The organism is Hyphomicrobium sp., assembly GCF_036780825.1.
Taxonomy (GTDB): domain Bacteria; phylum Pseudomonadota; class Alphaproteobacteria; order Rhizobiales; family Hyphomicrobiaceae; genus Hyphomicrobium_C.
Window position 1 is genome coordinate 1 of record NZ_DAIQCD010000027.1, and the last position, 23,393, is coordinate 23,393.

Here is a 23,393-nt window from a genome sequence, read left to right on the forward strand (position 1 = left end):
AGCACGGCGCCGCCGGGATAGCCGAAAACGTGCTCGACGCCCTGGTCCTGGAGCGCCTTGATGACCATTTCGGCGCCCGTCATCGTCCGTGCCATGAAAATCTCCGCTGCCACGCCATTGCGCTGCCGCTCGCTGCGGTCGGCGCTTCGCTTGTCACCCGGTATTGTGAAGCGGGCACCCTAGGGGATTACACGGTATGCGGTCAAGTCTAAGATCTAATAAACTCTACTAATTTACGAGAGAAACATTCTGTTTCTTGCGTATTGACCCACAACCAGGAAATCATATTGCGCCTAAGCCATGTTAGCTGGCGTTTGGCATATTGTCGCGTCTCACTTTTCGCAGCGTCGGCGGCTTCTTCGGTGCCGATCTCGCCGGCAATGAGCCGGGCGAGGGACTTCACGCCAAGGGCGCGCATGGCGGGAAGCTCCGCATCGAGGCCGAGGGCCAGCAGCGCCCGCACCTCGTTGAGTGCGCCTTCGGCCATCATGGTATCGAAGCGAGCGTCGCATCGCCTGTGCAACTCCTCACGTTCCGGCGAGACGACGATGGCCCGCCCGGCCGCGACATGCACGGCCGGTTCTCCAGGCTGCTTGTGCCAGAACGCCAGCGAGCGGCCGGTGGCCTCGAGCACTTCGAGCGCGCGCACGAGGCGCTGCGGATCGGTGGGCCTCAGCCGTTCCGCCATATCCGGATCACGAGCCCTCAGGATGGCGTGGAGTGCGGCGGGGCCGTCCTCGCTCGCCCGCCGCCGCCAGTGGGCGCGGATGTCGTCGGGGATCGGCGGGATTGGTGACAATCCCTCGGTCAGCGCTTTGAAGTAGAGGCCAGTGCCGCCAACGACGATGGGAATGCGCCCGCTCGACTCAACGGTGGCGATCGCTTCTCGTGCTTCGGCAGCGTAGCGCGCGGCCGAGTAGGCCTCTCCGCTCGGCACGTGTCCATAGAGCAGATGCGGCGCGCGGCGCTCGTCGGCCTCGCTCGGGCGTGCTGTGAGAATCCTGAGCTCGCGATAGACCTGCATCGCATCGGCGTTGATAACGGTGCCGCCGATCCGTTCGGCCAGGGACAGGGCCAGCGCGGACTTGCCCGAGGCGGTCGGGCCTGCGATCAGTATGGGAGAGGGTTTCATCATAAACGTCTTCTAGCTGAGGCCCTATCTCTCCGCACCACCCGCCTGATCCAGGACGTCCCGATGCCACGCCCGCTCACGCTCGTGCTGACCGCCGCTCCGGGATCCGGCGCCGTAACCGGTTCTGTCGTAAAGACCGCGCTGGGCAGCCTTCCCGTGGACGTCGCCGAGGCGCGATGGCTTTCACCGGAGGACGCCTGGGAAGCCCGCTTCGTCGTCGAGCCTGACCTCGATCAGGCAGCGCTACGGGATACCATCGTGGAAGCCATCGGAGCGGCGCCTGTCGATGTCAACATCGTGGCAGGCGATGCCGCAACGCGGCGCAAGCAGCTCCTCGCAGCCGACATGGAAAGCACGATCATTGAGCAAGAGCTGATCGACGAGATGGCGGGGCTCGTCGGATGCCGCGCCGAGATCGCCGCTATCACTGAGGCGGCCATGCGCGGAGAGGTCGGCTTCGAAAGCGCGCTCGTGCGGCGCGTGGCGCTTTTCGCCGGTCTTGAAGAAAGCCGCCTCGAGGCAATCCTCGCGCGGGCCACCTTCATGCCGGGCGCTGAAACGCTGCTCGCGACCATGCGCGCCCACGGCGCCCGGACGGTGCTCGTCTCGGGTGGCTTCACGATTTTCGCCGAGCGGATTGCCGGTCGGCTCGGCTTTCATATTGTCCATGCCAATGTTCTTGAGACCAACGCGGGCCGGCTTTCGGGCCGCGTGCGAGAGCCGATCCTCGGGCCCGAGGGCAAGGCTGACGTGCTGCTCCGGCTGGCGGCGGAGGCCGGTCTCGCCGCATCGCAAACCCTTGCCGTGGGTGACGGAGCCAACGATTTGGCGATGGTGGCCGAAGCAGGCCTTGGCGTTGCGTTCCGCGCGAAGCCCGTGCTCGCCGCCGAGGCGCGCGAACTGAACACGGGCGCCGTCATCACGCATGGTGATCTCACAGCGCTGCTGTACCTGCAGGGCTACGACAAAGAGAGCTTTTGTCAGCCTTAGGGTGCTTCCAGAAAAGCGGAAACCGATTTCCGAAAAAAGCACAAAAAAACAGATGTTTATAACCGTTCTCGTTTCCGCTTAAACCGGAACGGCGCTAGCGCTGGCCGCGCTTTTTCGGCAGCTTTCTGGGACGCTCTTGCAGCGCGGCTCGCTCGCAAACCGATGCCGCGGCTGGGCGGTGCACATCGGCGGCGGGCTTGTCCTCGCGCAGCCCTTTGAAGGAGGCATGGCGCAGAAGATTGTCGCCCGTGCGGGTGCTGTAGGCGATCTGGGCGACGAGCTCTGGGCCCACCCACGTCACGCCGCGCCGCTGCAGGGCCGTGAGGGGCGTGTCGAATGCCGGAGCCTCACGCTTCAACGGCTGCAATTTCGCCCATAGGATGCGTGCCGAGCTGTTCGTGAAGCCGGTTCCCACGCGCCCCGCATAGACGAGCTTTCCATCTTCGAACGTGCCGAGCGCCAGTGCTCCGACGGCCTTGGCATCGACGCTGGACACGACGTAGCCTCCGATCACGAACTCGTCCTCCAGCACGCATTTGATTTTGAGCCAATCGCCATTTCGACCCGAGCGGTACGGCTGGTCCGTGCGTTTGGAGACGATTCCCTCGAGGCCGAGCCGGCAAGCTTCCGCGATCATCGCCGTGCCGTCGGCTGGGAGATGCGCGCTGTAGCGGAGATGCTTCGAGCGGCTGCGCTTCATGATGGCTTCGAGCAGCCTCTTGCGCTCGAGCAGCGGCGCGGGGCTGAGATCGACACCATCGAGATAGATGAGGTCGAAAGCGATGAAGAGCATCTCCTGGCTGCGCCCCGCCTCGAGCGCTTCGACCAGCTTTACGAAGCTCGTCACGCCCTGGTCCGTCTCGACGACGGCTTCCCCGTCGATGAGCGCGCTTGTGATGCTGAGGCCGCCGAGCGCCTTTGCGAGCGACGGAAACCGCTTGGTCCAGTCGAGTCCGGTTCGCGTCAAAAGCTGCACGGAGCCCTCGTGGATGCGCGCTTCCAGCCGATAGCCGTCGAATTTGATCTCATGCACCCAGCCTGCGCCATCGGGCGGCGTGTCGGAGAGCTTGGCGAGACAGGGAGGGAAGAAGGCCGGCAGGGGATCGGGCTTGCGCTTTGCGAGATCGATCATCGCGCCCCATCCAGGAGCTTGCGGATGGCGTCCTCGAGCGGGCGTGCGGCCTTGTCGTAACCTTCCCACGCCTTCGACGTCGCCAGCAGCCGCGGGACGGTCCGCAGCGTGAAGCGCATGGGATCGAGCCCGCGGCGCGCCTGCGCCCACGTGATCGGCATGGCCACCGGAGCGCCCGGGCGGGCGCGCGGTGAGAGCGGCGCCACCGCCGTCGCCATGCGGTCGTTGCGCAGGTAGTCGAGGAAGATCTTTCCGCGCCTGAGATTCTTGCGCATTGTCGTCACGTAACGGCCGGGAGTGTCGTCGGCCATTCTCTCGCAGACGGCGTGCGCGAACATCTTGGCGTCTGGCCAGCCGAGCGTGCTCTTGCGCTTCGGCTTCAGCGGGACGACGACATGCAGACCCTTGCCGCCGGTCGTCTTGCAAAACGGCACGAGGCCGATGTGCTCGAGCCGACGCCGCAGCTCTTGCGCCGCGCCGACGACGTCATCGTAGGTCACCCCCGGTCCGGGATCGAGATCGAACACCAGCCTTCCTGGCACCGTCGGCTCATGTGGCGCGCAGTTCCATGGATGAAACTCGAGTGCCGCGATCTGCGCCATGGCGATCAGGCCCTCGGCGCTGTCGATCTGGATGTAGGGTTTCCGGTCGTCTTCGATGCGCGCCAGCACCACGTGCTCGGAGGTGCCGCGCATGGCGTGGCGCTGGAAGAACGTCTCGCCGCTGAGCCCATCCGGCGCGCGAACGACGGAGCAGGGACGGCCTTCGATATGCGGCAGCATCCACGAGGCGACTGCCTCGAGATAGCGCGCAAGATCGCGCTTGGTGGCCGCCGGCTCTCCCTTGGTGGCGGGCCAGAGCTCCTTCTCAAGGCTGCTGATCTTGACGCCCAGAATACGATCGTCGCTGTCGCCGTCGGAATGCCAGATCGCGTTCGGCTTGAATGCGGCACGGCCGGCGAGAATGAACGGTTTCGGACTCTGTCCCTTGCCCGCGGCGATCTCGGCCATGGTGCGGCCCGAGGCGACGGAACGGTCCTCCTTGAGCAACGCGTCCTTGTCGCCGGCTCGTGCGAATTCATCGCGATGCTTGATCAGGAGCCAGTTGGTGCGCTTGCCGCCCGACCGATCGTTTTTCATACGCACGAGCACCCAGCTTCCGTTGAGCTTGCTGCCTGCGAGCACGATCTTGAGATCGCCGTCGGCAAGCGCCTGCTCGGCGGGCTTGTCGCCATCCGGCAGCCAGAAGCCTCGGTCCCAGAGCATGACCGTGCCACCGCCATACTCGCCTTTCGGGATCGTGCCTTCGAAGTCGCCGTAGTCGAGCGGATGGTCCTCCACCTCGACGGCAAGCCGCTTGTCCTTGGGATCGAGCGAGGGACCGCGCGTCACCGCCCACGACTTGAACACCCCGTCCATCTCGAGCCGCAGGTCGTAGTGGAGGCGCGTTGCATCGTGCTTCTGGATGACGAAGCGGGGATAGTCGGCCGATTGCACGAGGGTCTCACCGCTCGGCTCCTCGGTCCGCGAAAAATCGCGCTTGGCGCGGTAGGTCGCGAGTTTGCTCTGGGATTTTGCCATATCTTCTCAACCCGCGGCCATCTGGGGAGTTCGATCCTCCGCCGTGATCGGAATGACGTCAGGCACGCTTCCTGGTGCGGCGCGTGGATTTTGGTTTAGCCGGCGCGGATGATCCGGTCTTCGTGGATCCGCCTTTCGCGGGCGCTGCGCCCACGCTCTTCCGCAGCGCCTCCATGAGATCGACGATGTTGCCACCGGACGGGCGTTCCGTTTCGTGGGCCACGATCTTGCGACCCTTGAGCTTGTCCTGGATCAGCGCCTTGAGCGCCGAGGCATAGTGGTCCTCGAACTTCTCTGGCTTGAACGGCCCCGACTTCTTCTCGATGAGCTGCACGGCGAGATCGACCATCTCCCGATCCGGCTTCGTGCCGGGTACTTCGTCGAAGAAGTCGGCCGGCTGGCGCAGCTCGCCCGCGTAGCGCAGCATCTCCATGACGAGGCCGTCTTCGAGCGGCGCAATGGCGACGAGCCATTCCCGGCCCGAGATCGTCACCTGCGACAGCCCCACCTTTCCGGTGCGGCGTAGGGCCTCGCGGATCACCACATAGCCTTCGCCCGACAACTCGTCCGTCGGCGCTACGAAGTAGGGGCGCTCGAAATAGCGATAGTCGATCTCGCCCGCGTCGACGAACTGCACGAGGTCGATGGTCTTCTTGCTTTCCAGCTTGACCGCATCGATCTCCTCGGGGTCGAGGGTGACGTAGGTGTCTTTGTCCACCTCGTAGCCTTTGACGATGTCCTTGGTATCGATCTTGCCGATGCCGGCAACCACCTTCTCGTAATTGACGCGCTTGCCCGAGGGCTTGTGGATCTGACGGAACGAAATGTCGGCTTTCGATTCGACCGCGTTGTAGATTTCGACGCCGATGGTCACCAGCGAGAGCCGGAGGAATCCCTTCCAGTAGGCACGGGCCGCTTTGGGCATGACGCAACACTCTCAAGGGACGATGCAGGAGAAGATCTAGAATTTGTGGTCCCCTTCCTTGCTGAACGCAAGATGATGCGTTCGGGTTGCGTTGTGTCCGCACGCATGTCAGCCACTGAGTTAATGGGATCCTGCCTATCCGCGCCGGCCGTGAAATCCGATGTTCTGCCTGCGGTTGACCCCTGGCTGCCGGGTTGCGAGGGTCGCCAACCGATTGAACGATACCGGATATGGGGCCCTCCAAATGAATGACGCCATTGAGCATCGCCCCCACGGGGCGTCCGCCTCGTCCGCGGAGCCGAGCCTGCACCGGGTCATGGGGCCCTGGTTGCTGCTGCTGTTTATCGTCGGTGATATTCTCGGAACCGGCATCTACGCTTTGACCGGCAAGGTTGCGAACCTCGTCGGAGGCGCCGTCTGGCTGCCGTTCCTGATGGCGTTCGGCGTGGCGCTGCTCACGGCGCTGAGCTATCTCGAGCTGGTAACGAAGTATCCGCGCGCGGCGGGCGCAGCGCTTTATACGCACCGCGCGTTCGGCATCCACTTTCTCACCTTCATCGTGGCCTTTGCCGTGATGAGCTCCGGCATTACATCTGCCGCGACCGCCTCGCGCGCCTTTGCAGCAAACCTTTCCGACGCATTCGGCCTGGGATTTTCTGACAGCGCCGGGATAACGATCATCGGTCTTTCCTTCATGGCCGTCATTGCCGCCGTCAACTATCGCGGCGTCGGCGAGAGCGTGAAGCTCAACGTCCTGCTCACTGTCGTGGAGCTGACGGGCCTTCTCATCATCATCACGATTGGCTTCTGGGCCATCGGATCCGGGCAGGGTGATGTCTCCCGCATCTTCGAATTCAAGACCGAGGAAGGCACGGGCGGCGCGATCTGGGCGGCGATCGCCGCCACGACACTTGCCTTCTTCGCCATGGTCGGCTTCGAGGATAGCGTCAACATGGCCGAGGAGACGAAGGATCCGGCGCGCACATTTCCAAAGATCCTGCTGCTCGGTCTTGCGATCACGGGCGTGATCTATGTGCTCGTCTCCGTCTCGGCCATCACGCTCGTATCGCCGGAGGACCTGGGCGAGGGTGAAACGCCGCTCTTGAAGGTTGTCGCCGCCGGGGCACCGGGCTTTCCGCTAGAGGTGTTCGGCTTTATCACGATGTTCGCCGTCGCCAACACTGCGCTCATCAACATGCTGATGGCCAGCCGTCTCGTCTACGGCATGAGCCGGGAGCACGTTCTGCCACCCGTGTTCGGCAGAGTGCATTCCGGCCGGCGCACGCCTTACGTCGCCATCGCCTTCACGACGCTTCTCGCTTTTGCCCTGATCATGTTCGTCGGTGAGATTCCGGCGCTCGGCGGAACGACGGCGCTGCTGCTCATCTGTGTCTTCGCCGTGGTCAACATCGCCGTGCTCGTGTTGCGGCGGAATATGGTTGCCCACGCCCATTTCCGCACGCCGACCGCCGTTCCCGTGCTGGGAGCCATCACGTGCCTGTTTCTCGCCGGGCCTTGGACGGGCCGCGATCCAGTGCAGTATTCCGTCGCGGGCGCCCTCCTTGCGGTGGGTGTCGTCCTTTGGCTGGTCGCGCAGGCCGTCGAGCGATTTTCGCGGCACAGGAAAAGTGCGTGAATAAATGCTGTGAACTTCAAGCCGTAGGTGTCTGAAGAGGAACCATGTCTAGGCGGTGACGTTGGGGCTGCACACGTAGGCCGAAAAGGAGATCCCCTATGGCGAACGAAAATCGGACACCCGATCAGAAGAGCGGGCAGCCGCAGAAGTCCCGGCAGGGCATGCATAAGGACGAGCCGGCCCGGCAGGGTCACGAGGGCCAGCACGAGCGGGGCGGCCAGGCCGCTAGCGGAGCGGGCAAGCATGCGGAAGAGCAGCGTAAGGGCGAGCACCGGACCCCGCAGCACCGTTGAACTTCGTTCGAAGACGAAACGGTTGTGACTCCTATCTAGAAAATCGAAACGATATCACGAGGGCTGCGGCGACGCGGCCCTCTTGAGCGTGCCGGAACACTCAAACGCTGCTTCAGATCCCTTTTGGCAGTCCTGGGCTTTATCGCCCAAGGCAGAGTCAACCACGCGATTTTGCGGATATTGCAAGGGTTGACCTCTCAGGACGCAGCGAGCAGCATGCGCCCGCGGGTGGCCAGGGGAGGGCTTCGGCATAACGCGGACGAACAATTTTCTGATGCAGTATTGGCAACGGCGCATCCCTTTAAGGGCTGCGGCCGGTCAGTCTGCGCGTCTCGCTGCGCGCTATGGGCTCATTGCCGGTGGCATTGCGCTGATTGCGGTCACGCTTCTCGGCCCGCTCGTGACATCGCTGATCGACGACTGGTCGCGCCGTGACGTGGAGATGCGTGCTTCGCTCGTCTTCAATTCAATCGGCGGCCCCCTGGCGGCCATGCTCGCGGCCGGCCAGGACGAAGAGATTAAAGCGCTGTTCGAGGGCGTCTCTGCAGATTCTCGCGTTGTTGCGGTGGGCGTCTGTCATGGCGACGGCAAGCCCGACCACGTGACAAAGCTGATGCCCCCATCGATCTCCTGCGCAGAGATCGCCCGTTCTGAGGTCGAGAGCTTCTCCTCCGTCATCGTCGCCGGGCGGCGCATGCTGATCGGCGCATTCCCGATCTCGGCCGAGGCGCCGCTCGGCCATTTCATCATCGTGCAGGATCTGACCTTCGCCGAGCACCGCGGCGAGCAGGCACGCAACTATCTCACGCTGATGCTGGGCGGCATCATCCTGGCCAGCGGCGCGCTCGCCATCGGCCTCGTGCTCTATCTGATCCGCAACTGGACACGCCGGTTCACCCACGCCATCGCGACCGCCGCCAGGCGCGGCACCGGCACCGATGCGTCGGCGAGCTTCGGCCCTCTGGATCGCGAAGTGCGCCAGGTCCTGCGCCAGCTCGAGATGACCCAGAGCGCCATCGATCGCGATCAGGCCAACTGGAGCAAGTCCACGCTGCGCGATATCATGATGGCGGAGCTGCCCGGCGTCGAGGTGCTCGTGGTGGCGAACCGCGAGCCCTACATTCATAATCATTCCGAACACGGCATCGACCTGCAGACGCCGGCCAGCGGCCTCGTATCCGCCGTCGAGCCCGTAATGCGCGCATGCGGGGGCACGTGGATCGCACATGGCAGCGGCACCGCGGACCGTGAGACCGTGGATGCGAACGATCGCATCGCCGTGCCGCCGGACAATCCGGAATATACGCTACGCCGCGTGTGGATCACCGAGGAGGAGCAGGACGGCTACTATTATGGTCTCGCCAACGAAGGGCTCTGGCCTCTCTGCCACATCGCCTTCACCCGGCCGGTTTTCCGCGAGTCCGACTGGCGGACCTATCGAACCGTCAACGAGCGCTTTGCCGACGCCGTCGCGCGGGAGGCCAAGACTCAGACGCCGATCGTGCTCGTCCAGGACTACCATTTCGGCCTCTTGCCGCGCATGGTGCGCGATCGCCTGCCGGACGCGACCATCATCACCTTCTGGCACATTCCCTGGCCGAATTCGGAGACCTTCGGGATCTTCCCCTGGAAGGAGGAGATCATCCATGGCCTTCTCGGCTCGACCATCATCGGCTTCCACACGCAATTCCACTGCAACAACTTTCTCGAGACGGTGGACCGTTTCGTCGAAAGCCGGATCGATCGCGAGCAGGAATCGGTGATCCTCAAGGGGCACGAGACGTTCGTGCGTCCCTATCCGATTTCGATCGACTGGCCGCCCGCCGCCCTCGAGCGGCAGAAGCCGATCGCCGAGTGCCGCGCCGTCGTGCGCGAGCGTCTTGGCCTGCCGCCCGATACCAAGATCCTCGTGGGTATCGAGCGCTTCGATTACACGAAAGGCGTGCTCGACCGCATTCGCGCCGTCGACATTCTGCTCGAGCAGCATCCCGAATGGCGCGGCCGGCTGGTTCTGGTTCAGGCCGCCGCGCCGACGCGCAGCAAGCTGTCGAACTACAAAGGGTTGCAGGACGAGGCGATCCAGCTCGCCGAGGAGATCAATGCCAAATACGCCGATGTCTCGCCGGCTCCCATCCATCTGGTCATCCGTCATCATGAGCCGGATGAGGTGTTCGAGCTGTTCCGCGCGGCCGACGTGTGCATCGTCTCGAGCCTGCACGACGGCATGAATCTCGTTGCCAAGGAGTTCATTGCGGCACGCGACGACGAGCGCGGCGTGCTCGTGCTCTCACACTTTGCCGGCGCCTCGCGAGAGCTCGCCGAAGCGCTGATCATCAATCCCTATGACGCCCACGCAACGGGCGAGGCGCTGCACGCCGCCCTCGTCATGCCGGACGCGGAGCAGCATGAGCGCATGCGCCTGATGCGCGCCTATGTGAGCTCGCGCAACGTGTATCGATGGGCCGGACGGATGCTGCTTGACGCGAGCCGGATGCGCAAGAAGCAGCGCATTCTCGAGATCGCAACCTTCAACCCCGAGGGCGCCGAGCCCTGAGACCGCTGGCTGCGATGCCATCGCGGATCATCGGATCTCAGTGGTGCTAGGAGGCGAGCAGCGCCGCGATCTGTTCCGCGGCCCGCTCCTGGCCGCCTTCGCCGATGTGCAGTCCCGCCTTAGTGCGTCGCCAGAGCACGTCTTCGGCCGTGCGCGCCCATTCGTTGTCACGCAGATAGAGGACTTCGCGCGCCGTGAGCCCGCCGCCGATCGAGGCCCCGAGATCGCCATCGCTTTGCGCATCTCCGAGGAGACGCTCGGCGCGGGTGCCGTAGAGCGCTGCAAGCCGCGTCAATGTCGCCTGTGCAAACCCTCGCCGCCGCCGCGAGAGCGCTTCGCCGAAGGCGACCGCGCCACCCTCTCCAAAATCGCCGCCCGGTAGCGGCGCGTCGGCTGTCCAAGCCCGGCCCATGCCGGGATAGCAGGGGGCCAGCCGTGCCAGGGCCGCGTCCGCGAGGCTTCGGAACGTCGTGATCTTGCCGCCGACGATGGTGAGCAGCGCCGGCCCGCTCCCGTCCCACGCGAGATCGATGCGATAGTCGCGCGAGAGTGCTGAGGCCGTCCGCGCGCCATCGTCGACAAGCGCGCGCACGCCGGCGAACCGCCAGATGACGTCCTCGACTGCCATCGGATGTGAGAAGAAGCGCCGCGCGGCATCGAGCAGATAATCGGTCTCCGCGTCGCTTGCGATGAAGCCGTCGTCCGGCGAGGAGACGGGGATCTCCGTCGTTCCGATGAGCGTGAAGTCCCCTTCGAACGGGAGTGCGAACACGACCCGCCGGTCGTCGTTCTGGAGCAGGTAAGCATCGTGGGCGCCCCGAATGCGCGGCACGACGATGTGCGTTCCGCGCACGAGCCGCACGGCAGGGGCGCCGCTCGCCGGGTTGATCCGATGTGCTATCTCCGCGCACCACGGTCCGGCGGCGTTCACCAGCGCGCGCGCAGTCAGCGTGATGGTTCCCGCGGCGGTCTCGGCGGTGATCCGCCATGCGTCATCGCCGCGCTCGGCCGCCACGGCTTGCGTCCGCGTCATGATGCGTGCCCCGCGCTCCGCCGCATCGAGGGCCACCGTCACGACAAGCCGGGCATCGTCCACCGTGCAGTCGTAGTAGGTGAAGCCGGCCTTGAACCCGTCACGAAGCGGCGTGCCGGCGGCATCTTGTGAGAGGTCGATTGCGCGCGAGTTCGGAAGGCTCCTCCGCGTGCTCAGGCGATCGTACAGGAGGAGGCCGAGGCGCATGAGCGCACGGTGGCGCATGCCGGGTGCGTGCGGAATGACGAAGCGGAGCGGCTGCACGAGGTGCGGCGCCCGCGCCAGCAGCACCTCGCGTTCGCCAAGCGATTCGCGCACCAGGCGAAAGGCGCCGTGTTCGAGGTAGCGAAGGCCGCCATGAATGAGCTTGGAGCTGGCCGATGAGGTTCCGCCTCCAAGGTCGTCCCGTTCCAAGAGAACCACTTTGAGGCCCCGTGCCGCCGCGTCCGCGGCGATGCCGGCGCCGTTGATGCCACCGCCGATGATCGCCAGGTCATAGCCGTCGCCCGGCATGCGCGTCGCTCCCCGTGGCCTTCGGGTATTGGGATTCCCGAACGCCTACCCCGCCGGAGGGCCGCAGGTGACCGGATCGATGAATCGCCCGCGACATGATACGCAGGATCGTGGCCGTTCGCGACCGTGACGTTGGCGGGGCCATGCCATTGGCCCACATACCCGGGACGCGCGATCATGAGATATGCAATTCGAGCCTTTGCCCTTCTGGCGGCTGCGGTGGCGGCCGGACTGGCGCTGGCGACGGCCGAGGAGCGGCCGCCTCTCAAGACCGGCGATATCGTGTTCCAGACCACCCGGACGCATGCCAGCGACGCCATCATGCTGGCGTCGGGCACGGCTTACACGCATGTCGGCATCGTGGAGGTCGGCAAGGACGGCCAGGCGCGCGTCATCGAGGCTGTTGGGCCCGTGCAGGCCGTTGCGCTGGAGGCCTGGATCAGCAAAGGCGAGGGCGGCCGCATCACGGTCAAGCGCGTGAAGGATCTGGATGAGCAGCAGGCCAAGCGGGCGGCCAAAGGCGCGCGTAAATATCTGGGCCGCCCCTATGACCATTATTTCTACGAAACCCGCGATCAGATCTATTGCAGTGAACTCGTCTACGCGGCTTTCAAGGAAGGGGCGGGCATTGCCGTGGGCCGCGAGGAGAAGGTGCGGGATCTCAACATCGATACGGCCGCAGCACAGAAGCTGATCCGGCAGCGCTGGACGTCGCACCCGCTTTGCAAGGCAAAAGGCGCTCGTAGTTTTGATGCCTGCTATGGTCTCATTCTTGATCAGACATTGGTGACGCCGGCGAGCATTGCGCGCGATCCGCAATTGGAAATGATCTACACGAGCTATGGCGCCACCGCCGAATAGCCTGCGAATTCGGAATGGCTTAAGCACGTGCTTCGCGGTTCAATTGCAAGTTGATTGCGGTTAAAAATTATCACTAACGGTTTCTGATGCAACATGTCGGCGTTGAGGGCTCGATGGTGAGCCCTCCGCAGGTCGATCGTTTTTTTTATGCGGATGAAGGTCTTCCGCCTGCCAAATGAATCTCATTTTTAAGCATTTGCCCGTCTTATTAGCCTGTGAACAAGTTTTCCTCTAGGTGAACCGTCGGTCCTCGCCATGCACATGCATTCGCTCCCACTTAAAATCGCCCTTATTGCCGCTTTCGCAGTCGTTTCCGTGTTTGGGATCGGGACCTATTTCCTGGCCCAAAGCGCAAGCGATGTCATTGATCGCCAGAATACGGAGATCCAGGATAATATTGCCTACCGCCAGGCGCTGGATACGAGCCGCAAGCTCGATCTCGCAGCCCGGATCGCGGAGGATATCGCCACCATCAGCGCGACGCTGAAAACACATGGCGCGACCGACCGCACCGGTTTCTCCGAAATGCTGAAGGATCTTCTGGTCAAGAATACCGATCTTCTCGGTATCTGGTCCGGCTGGGAGCCGAATGCATTTGACGGGCGCGACTTCGAGTTCGTGAATAGTGCGGGCCACGATGCAACGGGCCGCTTTCTTCCCTATTGGAACCGCCCCGGCGGCAAGCTCATCCGTGAAGCTCTCGCGGATTACGATAAGGACGGCATCGGCAATTATTACATCATGCCGATGAAGCACGGCCGCTCCGTCGCCATCGAGCCTTATGTCTATCCCATCGACGGCAAGGATACGCTCGTCGCGTCCTTCAGCGTGCCCATCAAGGTCAACGGCAAGATGGTGGGCGTTGCTGGCGTCGATTTCAGCTTGGACGACATCAACGTCGCGATGCAGGAGATCAAACCGTTCGGCACCGGCTACGTGTCGCTGGTCTCGAGCGAGGGCGTGGCTGTCACGCACCCCGATGCGGCGGCCGTTGGCAAGAAGCTCGGAGATTTCTATCCAGTCGCTGGGCGGGCTGCCGCTCAGGCCATCGAGCAGAAAAGCGCGGCCTCGATCACCGACACGGCGGTTGACGGCCAGAAATGGCGCTTTCTCGCCACGCCGATTGCGGCCGGCAATACGGCTGACACCTGGGCGCTCGTCGTAGCGGTGCCGCTGACGACGCTCGACGCGACGATCTCCCAGACGCGTGGAAGCATGTACGCGCTCTCCGCGGTCTGCATTCTCATCCTATCGGGCCTGGTGTTCTTCGCTCTCAAGACACTGGTCGGCCGGCCGCTCGCGGCATTGACGGTCGCGTTCGACAAGATGGCCGCCGGCGATCTGGAAACCGCGGTGCCGGGATCCGAGCGCTCTGATGAGATCGGAAGCATCGGCAAGGCGGTCCTCCGTCTGCGCGATAGCCTGCAGGAGAAAGCGCGCCTCGAGGCCGAGGAGAAGGCCAGCCGGGAAGCCGTACTCGCGGAAGAGCGCAAGGCCGAGATGCGCCGTCTGGCGGATAGCTTCCAGCAGGCCGTCGGCGGCATCGTCGGGACCGTGTCCTCGGCCGCTTCGCAGCTCGAGGAAGCCGCAGGGACGCTGACGAAAACCGCGGAGGCCACCCAGCAGCTTTCTGGCGGGGCGGCTGCCGCCTCGGAGCAGACGTCCGCGAACGTGGCGGGCGTTGCGGCAGCCTCAGAACAGCTTGCGGCCACGGTCTCCGAGATCAGCCGTCAGGTGCACGAAAGCAGCAAGATCGCCGGCGTTGCCGTCGACCAAGCGGTGCGTACCAACGAGCAGGTGACTGTTCTGTCCCAGTCCGCCGAGCGCATCGGCGACGTGGTCGGCCTAATCAGCACGATTGCGGGGCAGACCAACCTTCTGGCCTTGAACGCGACGATCGAGGCGGCCCGCGCAGGTGATGCCGGCAAAGGGTTCGCAGTCGTGGCCCAAGAGGTGAAGGCGCTGGCGGAGCAGACCTCCAAGGCCACGCATGAAATCTCCACGCAGATTGCCGGTATGCAGACCGCAACCACCGAGGCGGTGGAGGCCATCCGGGAGATTGCATCGACCATCCGCCAGATCTCCGATATTTCCACGGCCATCGCTGCGGCTGTCGAGCAGCAGGACACGACGACCAAGGAAATCAGCCGGAATGTCACCGAAGCGGCGAAGGGAACGTCCGAGGTTGCGTGCAGCATCACGGACGTGAGCAAGGGGGCGTCGCATACCGGCGCGGCCTCCTCGCAGGTCCTCGCGTCGGCGCGCCAGCTCGCGGGCGAAAGCCACCACCTTTACGAAGAGGTCGAAACTTTCCTTTCGAGCGTGCGTGCCGCGTAAGAGCGGGATGGTCCGAGATGCGAGGCGTCTTGCCGAAGGCGGCTCGCATCGGGAACGTGAATTCGCTTCTCTCGAGAAAGATATTTTTGAGTGCTTCCTAGAAAAGTGGGAACCGGTTTTCCGCTCTAACGAAAGTCACGCAAAGAAAAGCCCCGGCCGTCTCTGCCGGGGCTTTTTGCATTTAGAAGCGCAAGGACACGCCAATCCAGGCGGCCCGAAGCACCGCTTCGCAAACGGAACGGCCGTGGATGCCGATCCCAGCAAGGCGCTGCAAGAAGGGCGTCAGAAGCAGCGGAGCTCGCCTTCAACCTGGGCCCGCTTGAGGTTGCGCACCTTCTCCTGCATCGCGGGCGCGTACATGTAGGCCACGCTCTCGCCGCCACGCTGGCGCACCGACATAATGGTCTCGGCCTCCTCATAGGCCTGATAGGGCAGCACGGAAGCGATGATGTCGATCGAGCAGGCGCACCTGTCGAGAACCTCGCGCGTTTGCCCGTTGACCATCATGCAGCCGTAGATGTAGTCGCCGCGCACGTTGGTGGGATAGTCGTTGACCAGGGTCCCATCCTTATTCGTGCAGTCGTCGCCGAGCGCCTGCGCGCCCGCGAGCGTGACGGCCAAGCCTGCCGCCACGAGAACCTTTGTCAGCCTGCTCATTGCGATTTTGCTCCTGCCATGCCGACGACCTTGACCTTTTCCCGGAGCTCCGGGCCGGCGGCGTTGGTGCTCACGAAATCGGCCAGGAGCTCGGCGAAATAGCCCGGCACCTGGTCGCTAACGATGATCGTGAAGCTGGCCTTGTGGAACCCCTGCATCTTGGCGGCGCTGCGGTCGTCGGCGAAGGGCGCCACGATGACCTTGTATGCGTTCACGGTGCGCCCGTCGTAGTCGATTGTGATTTCTTCGGCGGTTGCCTTGCCGAGCGCCTCGCGAATTTTGTGCTTGAGATACATCTGGTTGCCACCGGCCAGCGAGTTGAATGTGGCGACGGCGCGGTCGAGATACCAGATGAACAGCGGGTTGATGGTGAGCTCCGACCAGTTTTGCGGGTCGCGGGCTTGGTCGCCCGAGAAGACCTTGAAGACGATATCGCGCTCACCGTTGCCGTTAACCTTGGAGACGCCGAGGCGGATGTCGTCCGCATAGTTTTTGCCGAGGAGGCGCTCGTCCGAGCCCTTGCGCTCGAAATGATAGGTGACCTCCTCGCCCTTGCCGATCAGATCGAGCTGGCGGCTCTCGAAGAGAATCGGCGCCGCCTCACGCTCACCGGCAGCGCTGGCTGCGGCCGGCAGCAGCATGAGGCCGACGGCGATCGACGCGCGAATGAAGCTCAACATGACTCGTTTTCCTCCTTGGGGTGCCATTCTGGCCGCTTTTCTCGGGAAATCTTCTAACCCCTTGCGCCGCCTTCCGGCAATCTCCTCAATATGAATTCTCGGCAAGGCAGGCCGACGTGGGCTGCGGACCTCTCGCCGCCGCCGCCGCGCTGCGCATCGGAGCGCGCTATCTGAGGAACCGGCCAAAGGCGCGTGGGCCATCGCCGACGGGAATGCGCGCCGTGACCTCGAGGGTCCCCGTATCGATACGCTCCAGGGTGTTGGCCTCCCAGCAGGCGACATAGACGGCACCGCCGGACGGATCGGCCTCGATACCCTCAGGGTATCCGCCGACATCGACGGTCTCGATGATGGCCAAGCTCTCGAGGTCGAACACGCTGACCGTGCCGGCGTACTGGTTGGTGACGAAGCCCCGGCCGCCGGCGAGCGCCACCGCATAAGGACGCCGTCCGACCTTGATTGTGCCGACAACCTTGCCGGCCCCGAGATCGATCACGCTCACGTCGTTGCTGGCGACGTTGGCCGTATAGGCGCGGTGCCCCTCGCGATCGACGGTGACGCCGAACGGGCGCTCTCCGACGCCGATGGTGCCGATCCGTGTGAACGTGGCGGCATCGATCACGGACACCTGGTTGCTGTCGCGGTCGGCGGTGAGGATGCGGGTGCCGTCTCCCGTCACGGCGACGCCTGAGGGCGAGCGGCCGACGGGAACGCTCCCGATCACCTTTCCGGCGGCGGTATCCACGGCGAACAGGGTGTGTGCATACCAATCGGCGACGAAGACACGCCCGTCGGTTGGATGGGCCGCGACGCCGAGCGGGCCCTCGCCGACCGCGATGCGGGACGTAATACGCCGCGCATCGGCATCGATGACGATCAGCTCCCGGCCGTCGGGCGCCGTAAGATAGGCGTGCCGGCCCTCCGGGGCCATGGCGATGCCGGCCGGCTTGCCGCCGATCGTGATTTCCAGGACGGGGGCCGTCGCTCCGAGGTCGACGATGGAGAGCGAATCTCCGGCTTGATTGGTGACGAAGGCTTCGCGTGCCGCCTTCGGTCCGGCCGCCGGTACAGGGGAGGGAAGCGCTGCTGCCGCCAAAACGATCACGGCGAAGGCGAGCGGCCCGCTGCGGTGCCCTCGGTCGAGAGCTGGGAATGCGAGGGTCCACTGCGCCGCCGCCCCGGTTTGTGTGACAGGCGAACGGCTAAGGGAATTTTTATGATTGTCGACGTCCCGGAGCCTGCGTTTCCTGGGCCACCCCCACGAGAGGGAGCACCAAGCCCGCGCGATCGCCCCTCGCGCCGCGGACATCAGCCGCCTTCCAGCTTCTTCTTCAGGGCTGCGAGGCCGGTCTGATAGACGTCGGTGATGGCCTTGACCGCCGCCTCGTCGGAAAGCTCGGGAGGCGGGTCGTTGTTGGCATAGCCCCGATAGAATGCGCCGCGCCATTCCACCTTCGACTTATCGCCGTCCGGCGTCACCGTGATGTGCGACGAATAGTTCGTGACCGGCACGACCTTAACGTCGACCTCGGTGATCTCGTAGGAAAGCGTCCGGCCTTCGGCATTGTACTTGGTGAGCTGCTCGAAGATCTGGCCGCCGCCTTCGACGGTCAGCGTACGGGTTGCGCCGACCTCGTTGCCGCCCTTGCCCTCGGTTTTGATGAACGCCGGATGCCAGCTCATGTCCTGGAAGTTTCCGACGATAGCCCATACCTTATCGGCAAGGGCCGCGATCTCGACACTCTCGGTCACTTTCTGGCGCGTGGGGCCGTGAGCCATAGCCGAGGAAACGAGCGCTACGGTTGCCAGCAGCCAAGTGAATGCTCTAACCATCAGTGGTCCTCCGGGTTTCCGTCCTCGGCAAGCTCCGTATGGGGCCGGTCTCGGACCGGCGGCGGACGATAAAGAAGGTTGGAAAGCCGCGCAACGACGTATGCATCGGCCACATACAGCCGCGGCATTATCCGATGTTGTTTTGCCGGTCCGTCCATGCTTTTGTTCCGCGCCAAATCAAATCGCGAGATCTTCCACTATGACGAAACGGGACCAAGGTCCGGGCGAGCCGCCCAAGTCCAATGCGATCACCGATGTCGCCTGTCCCTTTTGCGGCCTCGTCTGCGATGATCTCGAGATGGCCCGCGACGAGAGCGGGCTCAAGGTCACGAAGAATGGCTGCGCGAAGGCAGTCGCTGGCTTCGAGCGCAAGGTCGACGGGGCCAAGCCTCAGGTCGACGGGCGCGACGTAGATCTCGCAACCGCCATCAAAGCGGCCGCCGATCTTATCCGCAAGTCCACGCTGCCGCTCTACGGCGGCCTCGGCACCGACGTCGACGGGGCGCGGGCGGTGATGGCGCTCGCGGACAAATCCGGCGGCGTCGTCGATCACGCGCTCTCGGAAGGACAGTACCGGAATTTCCGCGTGCTGCAGACCCGCGGCTGGGTCATGACGACGCTGACGGAAGCGCGCAACCGCGCCGACGTCATCATCGTCGTCGGTACCGACGTCCAGAAGCTGCACCCGCGCTTCTTCGAGCGCATCGTCAATGTCGAGCAGTCGCTGCTCACGGAAACGCCGCCGCAGCGCACCGTCGTGTTCATTGGCAAGGGGCTGGATCAGTCCGGAGTGAAGGGCCCGCGGATCGGCGAGGTTATCACGCTTGAGTCGGACCTCGACCGCGTAGGGGAGGTCGTGAGCGCGCTGGCTTCCGAAATCCGGGGCGTTCCCGTTGCTCAGGAGAGCGTGGCCGGCGTACCCGCCGCCGACATCAAGGATCTCGCCGAGCGCTGCCGCAAGGCCTCCTATCCGGTCTTCGTCTGGGCGCCGCCCAGCCTCGACTTCCCGAACGCCGACCTTGTCGTCAGCACCATTTCCGATCTGGTCAAGGACCTGAACGTCACCGGCCGTGCAGCCGGCCTTGCGCTCGGCGGCAACGAAGGCTCGATCTCGGCCGCCGCCGTCGCGTCCTGGCAGAGCGGATATCCGCTGCGCGTGTCGTTCGCGAGTGGCAAGCCCGATTACGATGTCCTGCGCTATGCCATCCCGCGCATGCTCGCCAACGGCGACGGCGATCTTCTGGTCTGGGTTGCCTCGTTCACGCCGGACCTTGCGCCGCCGGAGACGAGCATCCCGGCCGTCGTGCTCGGAACGCCGGGCATCAAGCTCGCCAGTCCGCCGGCAGTGTTCATTCCGATCGGCACGCCCGGCGCGGATCACGCAGGGCGCATCATCCGGGTCGACAACGTCGTCTCGCTGCCGCTCCGCGATCTCGGACGGTCGAGCCTGCCCAAGGCGGCCGACATCCTCGCCGCCATAGAACTTGCCCTTTAAGCCCGTCTCGAGGACACACGACTATGCTGATCAAGTTCACCGGCGGAACCGTGTACGACCCCATGCATGGGGTCAACGGCGAAGTTCGGGATATCTATGCGAAGGACGGGCGCATCGTCCCGGCGCCGCCACCCGGCACGCGGGTCGACCAGGAGTATGCGCTCAACGGGCGCGTCGTGATGGCGGGAGCCATCGATCCGCACAGCCACATCGGCGGCGGCAAGGTCACCATCGGGCGCATGCTGCTGCCGGAGGATCATCAGGGGCACGAGGTGGCGCGCACCGATCTCCTGCGCTCCGGCTGCGGGCACGCCGTGCCCTCCACGATGACCACCGGCTATCGCTACGCGGAGATGGGATATACGGCGGCGTTCGAGCCCGCCATGCTGCCTGCCAACGCACGCCAGGCCCACCTCGAGATGGGCGATACGCCCATGATCGACAAGGGCGCGTTCGTGATGCTCGGCAACGACGATTTCTTCCTTCGCGCGCTCGCCGAGAAGCGCGACTTCTCCTTCATCAAGGACTACATCGCCTGGACCATGCACGCGTCTCAGGCGCTCGCCGTCAAGATCGTGAACCCGGGCGGCATCAGCGCCTTCAAGTTCAACCAGCGCCAGCTCGATCTCGACGAGAGGCATGAGTTCTACGGCCTCACGCCGCGCGACATCATCCTGACGCTCGCACGCGGCATGAAGGAACTCGGCGTTCCGCATCCGATCCATATCCACGGCTGCAACCTCGGCGTACCCGGCAGCATGCACTCGACGCTGGCCACGATCCGCGCCGCCGAGGGCCTGCCGATGCACCTCACCCACATTCAGTTTCACAGCTACGGCACCGAGGGAGACATGAAGTTCTCCTCCGGCGCGCCACAGATCGCGGAACTCCTGAACGAGCACTCCAACGTCTCGATCGACATCGGCCAGATCCTGTTCGGCCAGACGTGCACGGCTTCCGGCGACAGCATGCGCCAGTACGGCAACACGAAGTCCGCCGACCCCAAGAAGTGGGTGGTGATGGACATCGAGTGCGACAACGGCTGCGGCGTGGTGCCGATGAAGTACCGCGACAAGAGCTACGTCAATGCGCTGCAGTGGGCGATCGGCCTCGAGCTGTTCCTGCTCGTCAACGACCCGTGGCGCATCTTCCTTACGACCGACCATCCGAACGGCGCGCCGTTCTACTTCTACCCGCACCTCATCCGGCTACTGATGGATCGCACCTTCCGCAATGAGATGCTGGAGAAGCTGCACCCGGCGGCCCAGGCAGCGACCATCCTGAAATCGCTCGACCGCGAGTATTCGCTCTACGAGATCGCCATCATGACGCGCGCCGGGCCGGCGAGGAGCCTCGGCTTGGCGGATCGCGGCCATCTGGGCGCCGGCGCCACGGCCGACATCACCGTCTATGAGAACAATGGGGACCGCGAGGCCATGTTCTCGACACCGCTGTTCGTGTTCAAGAACGGCGAGATGATCGTGAAGAACGGCCAGGTGGTGAAGGTGGTGGCCGGCGCGACGCATGTCGCAAGGCCGGACTACGATCCGGGGATCGAGAAGTCGCTGCGCGAGTATTTCGACAACTACCACACGATGAAGCTCGATAACTTCCGCCTCTCCGACCAGGAGATCGTGGACAGCAACTGCGGCCATACCGGCGGTGAATGCGGCTGCGTGATCGTTCAGCCATGCGGACCGAGGACCTCCTGATCATGAGCGCCAAGACCATCAACGGCGTCGTCATCGACGACACATTCGCCGAGGCGTTCGGCATGAGCGGGCTCGGCCTCGTGATCACCGCCGACACGCTGAAATGGGCCCGCATCTCGGCCGAGGTCATGACCGGGTTCGGCACCTCGGTGATCGGCTGCGGCGCCGAGTGCGGCATCGACCGGGAGCTGTCGCCCGACGAGACGCCGGACGGACGGCCCGGCGTGCGCGTGCTTATGTTCGGCTTCTCGCCCGATGCCCTTCAGCCTCAGCTCGTCAACCGCGTCGGCCAGTGCGTGCTGACCAGCCCGGGCTCAGCCTGCTACAACGGCCTTGCCAGCTCGAACCGTATGGCGCTCGCCGCCGGGCCGCGCTTCTTCGGCGACGGCTGGCAGACTGCGAAGAAGCTTGGCGATCGCCGCTTCTGGCGCGTGCCCGTCATGGACGGCGAGTTCGTGATCGAGGACACCGTCGGAGTCACCACGGACGCGGTCGGCGGCGGCAACCTGCTCGTGCTCGGCCGCGACCGCGCCGGACTGCTCGAGGCCACCGAAGCGGCCGTTGCGGCCATCGCCAAGGTGGACGACGTGATCACGCCCTTCCCGGGCGGCATCGTGCGTTCGGGCTCCAAGGTGGGTTCGAAGTACAAGGGTGCCATCGCTTCCACGAACGATGCATTCTGTCCGACGCTCAAGGGCGCGGTGAAGACGGAGTGCAGCCCAGACACGATCGCCGTGCTCGAGATCGTCATCGACGGTCTCACGTCTCGGGCCGTCGCGGACGCCATGCGGGCGGGTCTCAAGTCGCTCATCGAAAACGGCGCCGCCAAGGGCGTCACGCGAGTCTCCGCCGGTAACTACGGCGGCAAGCTCGGCCAGCACCACTATTACCTGAAGGACCTGCTGCCATGAGCACGCTGAGCTTCACCCTGCGGGCCGCTCCGGTCCACGCCGTCGATCTCAGTGGGCTCATTCCGAGCAAGCTCGCGTCGCTCTCCGTGCGCGAGATCGAGGCTCTTCCGCTCGCTGAAGGGCCGCGCGCACCGCGTGTCGGCGATGTGTTCGCCGTCGCTGGCGCACCGGGCGATGCGGTCGCCATCTCGGGCGGCTCGTCCTACTTCGACTATGTCGGCGCAGGTCTCGATAGCGGCAGCATCACGATCGAGGGCGCGGTCGGCAACCATGCCGGACGCGGCATGACCGGCGGGCGTCTCGACATCGGCGGTGACGCCGGTGCGTATCTCGCCTCGAATGCGAAGGGCGGCATCATTCACGTCAAGGGCTCGGCGGGAGACTTTCTCGGCGGCGCCCGTCCGGGCGACAAGTTCGGCATGTTAGGCGGCACGGTGCTCGTTGACGGCAGTGTCGGCGAGCGGGCAGGCGAGCGCATGCGGCGGGGCGTTGTCGTGGCGAAAGGCAAGTTCGGCCGCGCGGCTGGCTCGCGCATGGTCGGCGGCACGCTGTGGACGGAAGCGGGTTTCGGTCCGCACCCGGGCCCGCTGCTCCGCCGCGGCACGCTGATCGGGCCGTCCGTCGACGAGCTGCTGCCGACGTTCCTCGACTGCGGGCGCGTCGATCCGGTAATCCTGCGCATTCTCTCGCGCTACATCGCCGACGTGCTCGGCCCGCTGGCTCCCAAGGCGCTGCCTGCCAGCGTGCGTAAGCTCGCGGGCGACCAGGCGACCATCGGCAAGGGCGAGATCCTGCTGACCGCGTAAGGGACGCGTGAAAAGCGCCCGGAGATCCCTTATCTACAGCATGAGCGGGCGCTCGAACGCCCGCCGATAAGGATTCCGGCCATGCTCAGCATTATCCTTTCGGCCTGCCTGGTCACCAATCCGGGCTATTGCCGGGATTTCAGGATCCCGCTCGATTCGGCCGCTGACACACGGCACTGCGCCATGGCGGCGCCGCCATATTTTGCGCAATGGACGGAGGAGCACCCTCAGTGGCAAGTGCGCCGCTGGAGGTGCGTATCGTCATCGCTGAACGATACGTGAGGTTGGCGGGTTTCGCCTGAGATACGCGCCA

The 23,393-nt window shown here is 64.5% G+C and carries 21 protein-coding genes; 11 read left to right on the forward strand and 10 right to left on the reverse strand.

Annotated features, from left to right (window positions below; all coding sequences use genetic code 11):
- Together V7P99_RS11055 and miaA are read right to left on the reverse strand one after the other, a co-directional pair.
- The coding region (locus V7P99_RS11055; protein ID WP_333794910.1) for a thiamine pyrophosphate-binding protein at positions 1 to 95 on the reverse strand (95 nt) is incomplete at its 3' end.
- Between the two features lie 113 nt (positions 96 to 208).
- Positions 209 to 1,135, reverse strand: a complete 927-nt coding sequence (gene miaA / locus V7P99_RS11060) for a tRNA (adenosine(37)-N6)-dimethylallyltransferase MiaA (protein WP_333794877.1) — start codon at positions 1,133 to 1,135, stop codon at positions 209 to 211.
- A gap of 60 nt (positions 1,136 to 1,195) precedes the next feature.
- Here miaA and serB point away from each other — a divergent pair, with 60 nt between their 5' ends.
- A complete protein-coding gene (gene serB / locus V7P99_RS11065; protein ID WP_333794878.1) occupies positions 1,196 to 2,122 on the forward strand; it encodes a phosphoserine phosphatase SerB in 927 nt (308 codons plus the stop codon).
- Between the two features lie 94 nt (positions 2,123 to 2,216).
- Here the strand turns inward: serB and ligD (V7P99_RS11070) are convergent, their stop codons facing one another.
- From ligD (V7P99_RS11070) to ku, 3 genes are read right to left on the reverse strand one after another with little or no spacing between them, the layout of a single operon-like run.
- Complete coding sequence (gene ligD / locus V7P99_RS11070) at positions 2,217 to 3,254, reverse strand: non-homologous end-joining DNA ligase (RefSeq protein ID WP_333794879.1); 1,038 nt, start codon at positions 3,252 to 3,254, stop codon at positions 2,217 to 2,219.
- Entirely contained in the window at positions 3,251 to 4,834 is a 1,584-nt protein-coding gene (ligD, locus tag V7P99_RS11075) for a non-homologous end-joining DNA ligase (protein WP_333794880.1), read from the reverse strand. Before ligD (V7P99_RS11075) ends, ligD (V7P99_RS11070) begins: the two co-directional genes overlap by 4 nt.
- A gap of 58 nt (positions 4,835 to 4,892) precedes the next feature.
- Positions 4,893 to 5,759, reverse strand: coding sequence for a non-homologous end joining protein Ku (gene ku, locus V7P99_RS11080; RefSeq protein ID WP_333794881.1), 867 nt, complete (start codon positions 5,757 to 5,759; stop codon positions 4,893 to 4,895).
- A 244-nt stretch (positions 5,760 to 6,003) separates the two neighbouring features.
- On the opposite strand from ku, the gene V7P99_RS11085 reads away from it, so the two are divergent.
- The 3 genes from V7P99_RS11085 to V7P99_RS11095 all read left to right on the forward strand — a co-directional run bounded on the left by V7P99_RS11085 (position 6,004) and on the right by V7P99_RS11095 (position 10,242).
- Complete coding sequence (locus V7P99_RS11085) at positions 6,004 to 7,395, forward strand: APC family permease (RefSeq protein ID WP_333794882.1); 1,392 nt, start codon at positions 6,004 to 6,006, stop codon at positions 7,393 to 7,395.
- A 98-nt stretch (positions 7,396 to 7,493) separates the two neighbouring features.
- Positions 7,494 to 7,688, forward strand: a complete 195-nt coding sequence (locus tag V7P99_RS11090; protein WP_333794883.1) for a hypothetical protein — start codon at positions 7,494 to 7,496, stop codon at positions 7,686 to 7,688.
- Between the two features lie 274 nt (positions 7,689 to 7,962).
- Positions 7,963 to 10,242 (forward strand): alpha,alpha-trehalose-phosphate synthase (UDP-forming), encoded by a 2,280-nt coding sequence (locus V7P99_RS11095; protein ID WP_333794884.1) that lies wholly within the window; start codon positions 7,963 to 7,965, stop codon positions 10,240 to 10,242.
- 46 nt (positions 10,243 to 10,288) lie between these two features.
- On the opposite strand, the gene glpD is transcribed toward V7P99_RS11095, so the two are convergent.
- Positions 10,289 to 11,788, reverse strand: coding sequence for a glycerol-3-phosphate dehydrogenase (gene glpD, locus V7P99_RS11100; RefSeq protein WP_333794885.1), 1,500 nt, complete (start codon positions 11,786 to 11,788; stop codon positions 10,289 to 10,291).
- A 177-nt stretch (positions 11,789 to 11,965) separates the two neighbouring features.
- Here glpD and V7P99_RS11105 point away from each other — a divergent pair, with 177 nt between their 5' ends.
- Positions 11,966 to 12,649 (forward strand): YiiX/YebB-like N1pC/P60 family cysteine hydrolase, encoded by a 684-nt coding sequence (locus tag V7P99_RS11105; RefSeq protein ID WP_333794886.1) that lies wholly within the window; start codon positions 11,966 to 11,968, stop codon positions 12,647 to 12,649.
- Between the two features lie 315 nt (positions 12,650 to 12,964).
- Positions 12,965 to 14,986, forward strand: coding sequence for a methyl-accepting chemotaxis protein (locus tag V7P99_RS11110; protein WP_333794887.1), 2,022 nt, complete (start codon positions 12,965 to 12,967; stop codon positions 14,984 to 14,986).
- 282 nt (positions 14,987 to 15,268) lie between these two features.
- Here the strand turns inward: V7P99_RS11110 and V7P99_RS11115 are convergent, their stop codons facing one another.
- The 4 genes from V7P99_RS11115 to V7P99_RS11130 all read right to left on the reverse strand — a co-directional run bounded on the left by V7P99_RS11115 (position 15,269) and on the right by V7P99_RS11130 (position 18,156).
- Positions 15,269 to 15,643, reverse strand: coding sequence for a hypothetical protein (locus tag V7P99_RS11115; protein ID WP_333794888.1), 375 nt, complete (start codon positions 15,641 to 15,643; stop codon positions 15,269 to 15,271).
- Positions 15,640 to 16,323 carry a hypothetical protein gene (locus tag V7P99_RS11120; RefSeq protein ID WP_333794889.1) on the reverse strand — a complete coding sequence of 228 codons (684 nt, stop codon included), beginning with the start codon at positions 16,321 to 16,323 and terminating at the stop codon, positions 15,640 to 15,642. The genes V7P99_RS11115 and V7P99_RS11120 overlap by 4 nt, the downstream gene beginning before the upstream one ends.
- 166 nt (positions 16,324 to 16,489) lie before the next feature.
- Entirely contained in the window at positions 16,490 to 17,428 is a 939-nt protein-coding gene (locus V7P99_RS11125) for a YncE family protein (RefSeq protein WP_333794890.1), read from the reverse strand.
- A gap of 203 nt (positions 17,429 to 17,631) precedes the next feature.
- A complete protein-coding gene (locus tag V7P99_RS11130) occupies positions 17,632 to 18,156 on the reverse strand; it encodes an SRPBCC family protein (protein ID WP_333794891.1) in 525 nt (174 codons plus the stop codon).
- A 199-nt stretch (positions 18,157 to 18,355) separates the two neighbouring features.
- Between V7P99_RS11130 and V7P99_RS11135 the strand changes: the two genes are divergently transcribed.
- From V7P99_RS11135 to V7P99_RS11155, 5 genes are all read left to right on the forward strand, one after another.
- Positions 18,356 to 19,651 (forward strand): formylmethanofuran dehydrogenase, encoded by a 1,296-nt coding sequence (locus V7P99_RS11135; protein WP_333794892.1) that lies wholly within the window; start codon positions 18,356 to 18,358, stop codon positions 19,649 to 19,651.
- Positions 19,652 to 19,674: 23 nt separating this feature from the next.
- Positions 19,675 to 21,363 carry a formylmethanofuran dehydrogenase subunit A gene (locus V7P99_RS11140; protein WP_333794893.1) on the forward strand — a complete coding sequence of 563 codons (1,689 nt, stop codon included), beginning with the start codon at positions 19,675 to 19,677 and terminating at the stop codon, positions 21,361 to 21,363.
- Positions 21,364 to 21,365: 2 nt separating this feature from the next.
- A complete protein-coding gene (gene fhcD / locus V7P99_RS11145; RefSeq protein ID WP_333794911.1) occupies positions 21,366 to 22,274 on the forward strand; it encodes a formylmethanofuran--tetrahydromethanopterin N-formyltransferase in 909 nt (302 codons plus the stop codon).
- The gene (locus V7P99_RS11150) at positions 22,271 to 23,080 is read left to right on the forward strand and encodes a formylmethanofuran dehydrogenase subunit C (RefSeq protein WP_333794894.1); all 810 of its coding nucleotides are present in this window, start codon (positions 22,271 to 22,273) and stop codon (positions 23,078 to 23,080) included. Before fhcD ends, V7P99_RS11150 begins: the two co-directional genes overlap by 4 nt.
- 81 nt (positions 23,081 to 23,161) lie before the next feature.
- Positions 23,162 to 23,362: a hypothetical protein gene (locus V7P99_RS11155; RefSeq protein WP_333794895.1), complete on the forward strand. Its 201-nt coding sequence runs from the start codon at positions 23,162 to 23,164 to the stop codon at positions 23,360 to 23,362.
- Positions 23,363 to 23,393 lie beyond the last annotated feature (31 nt).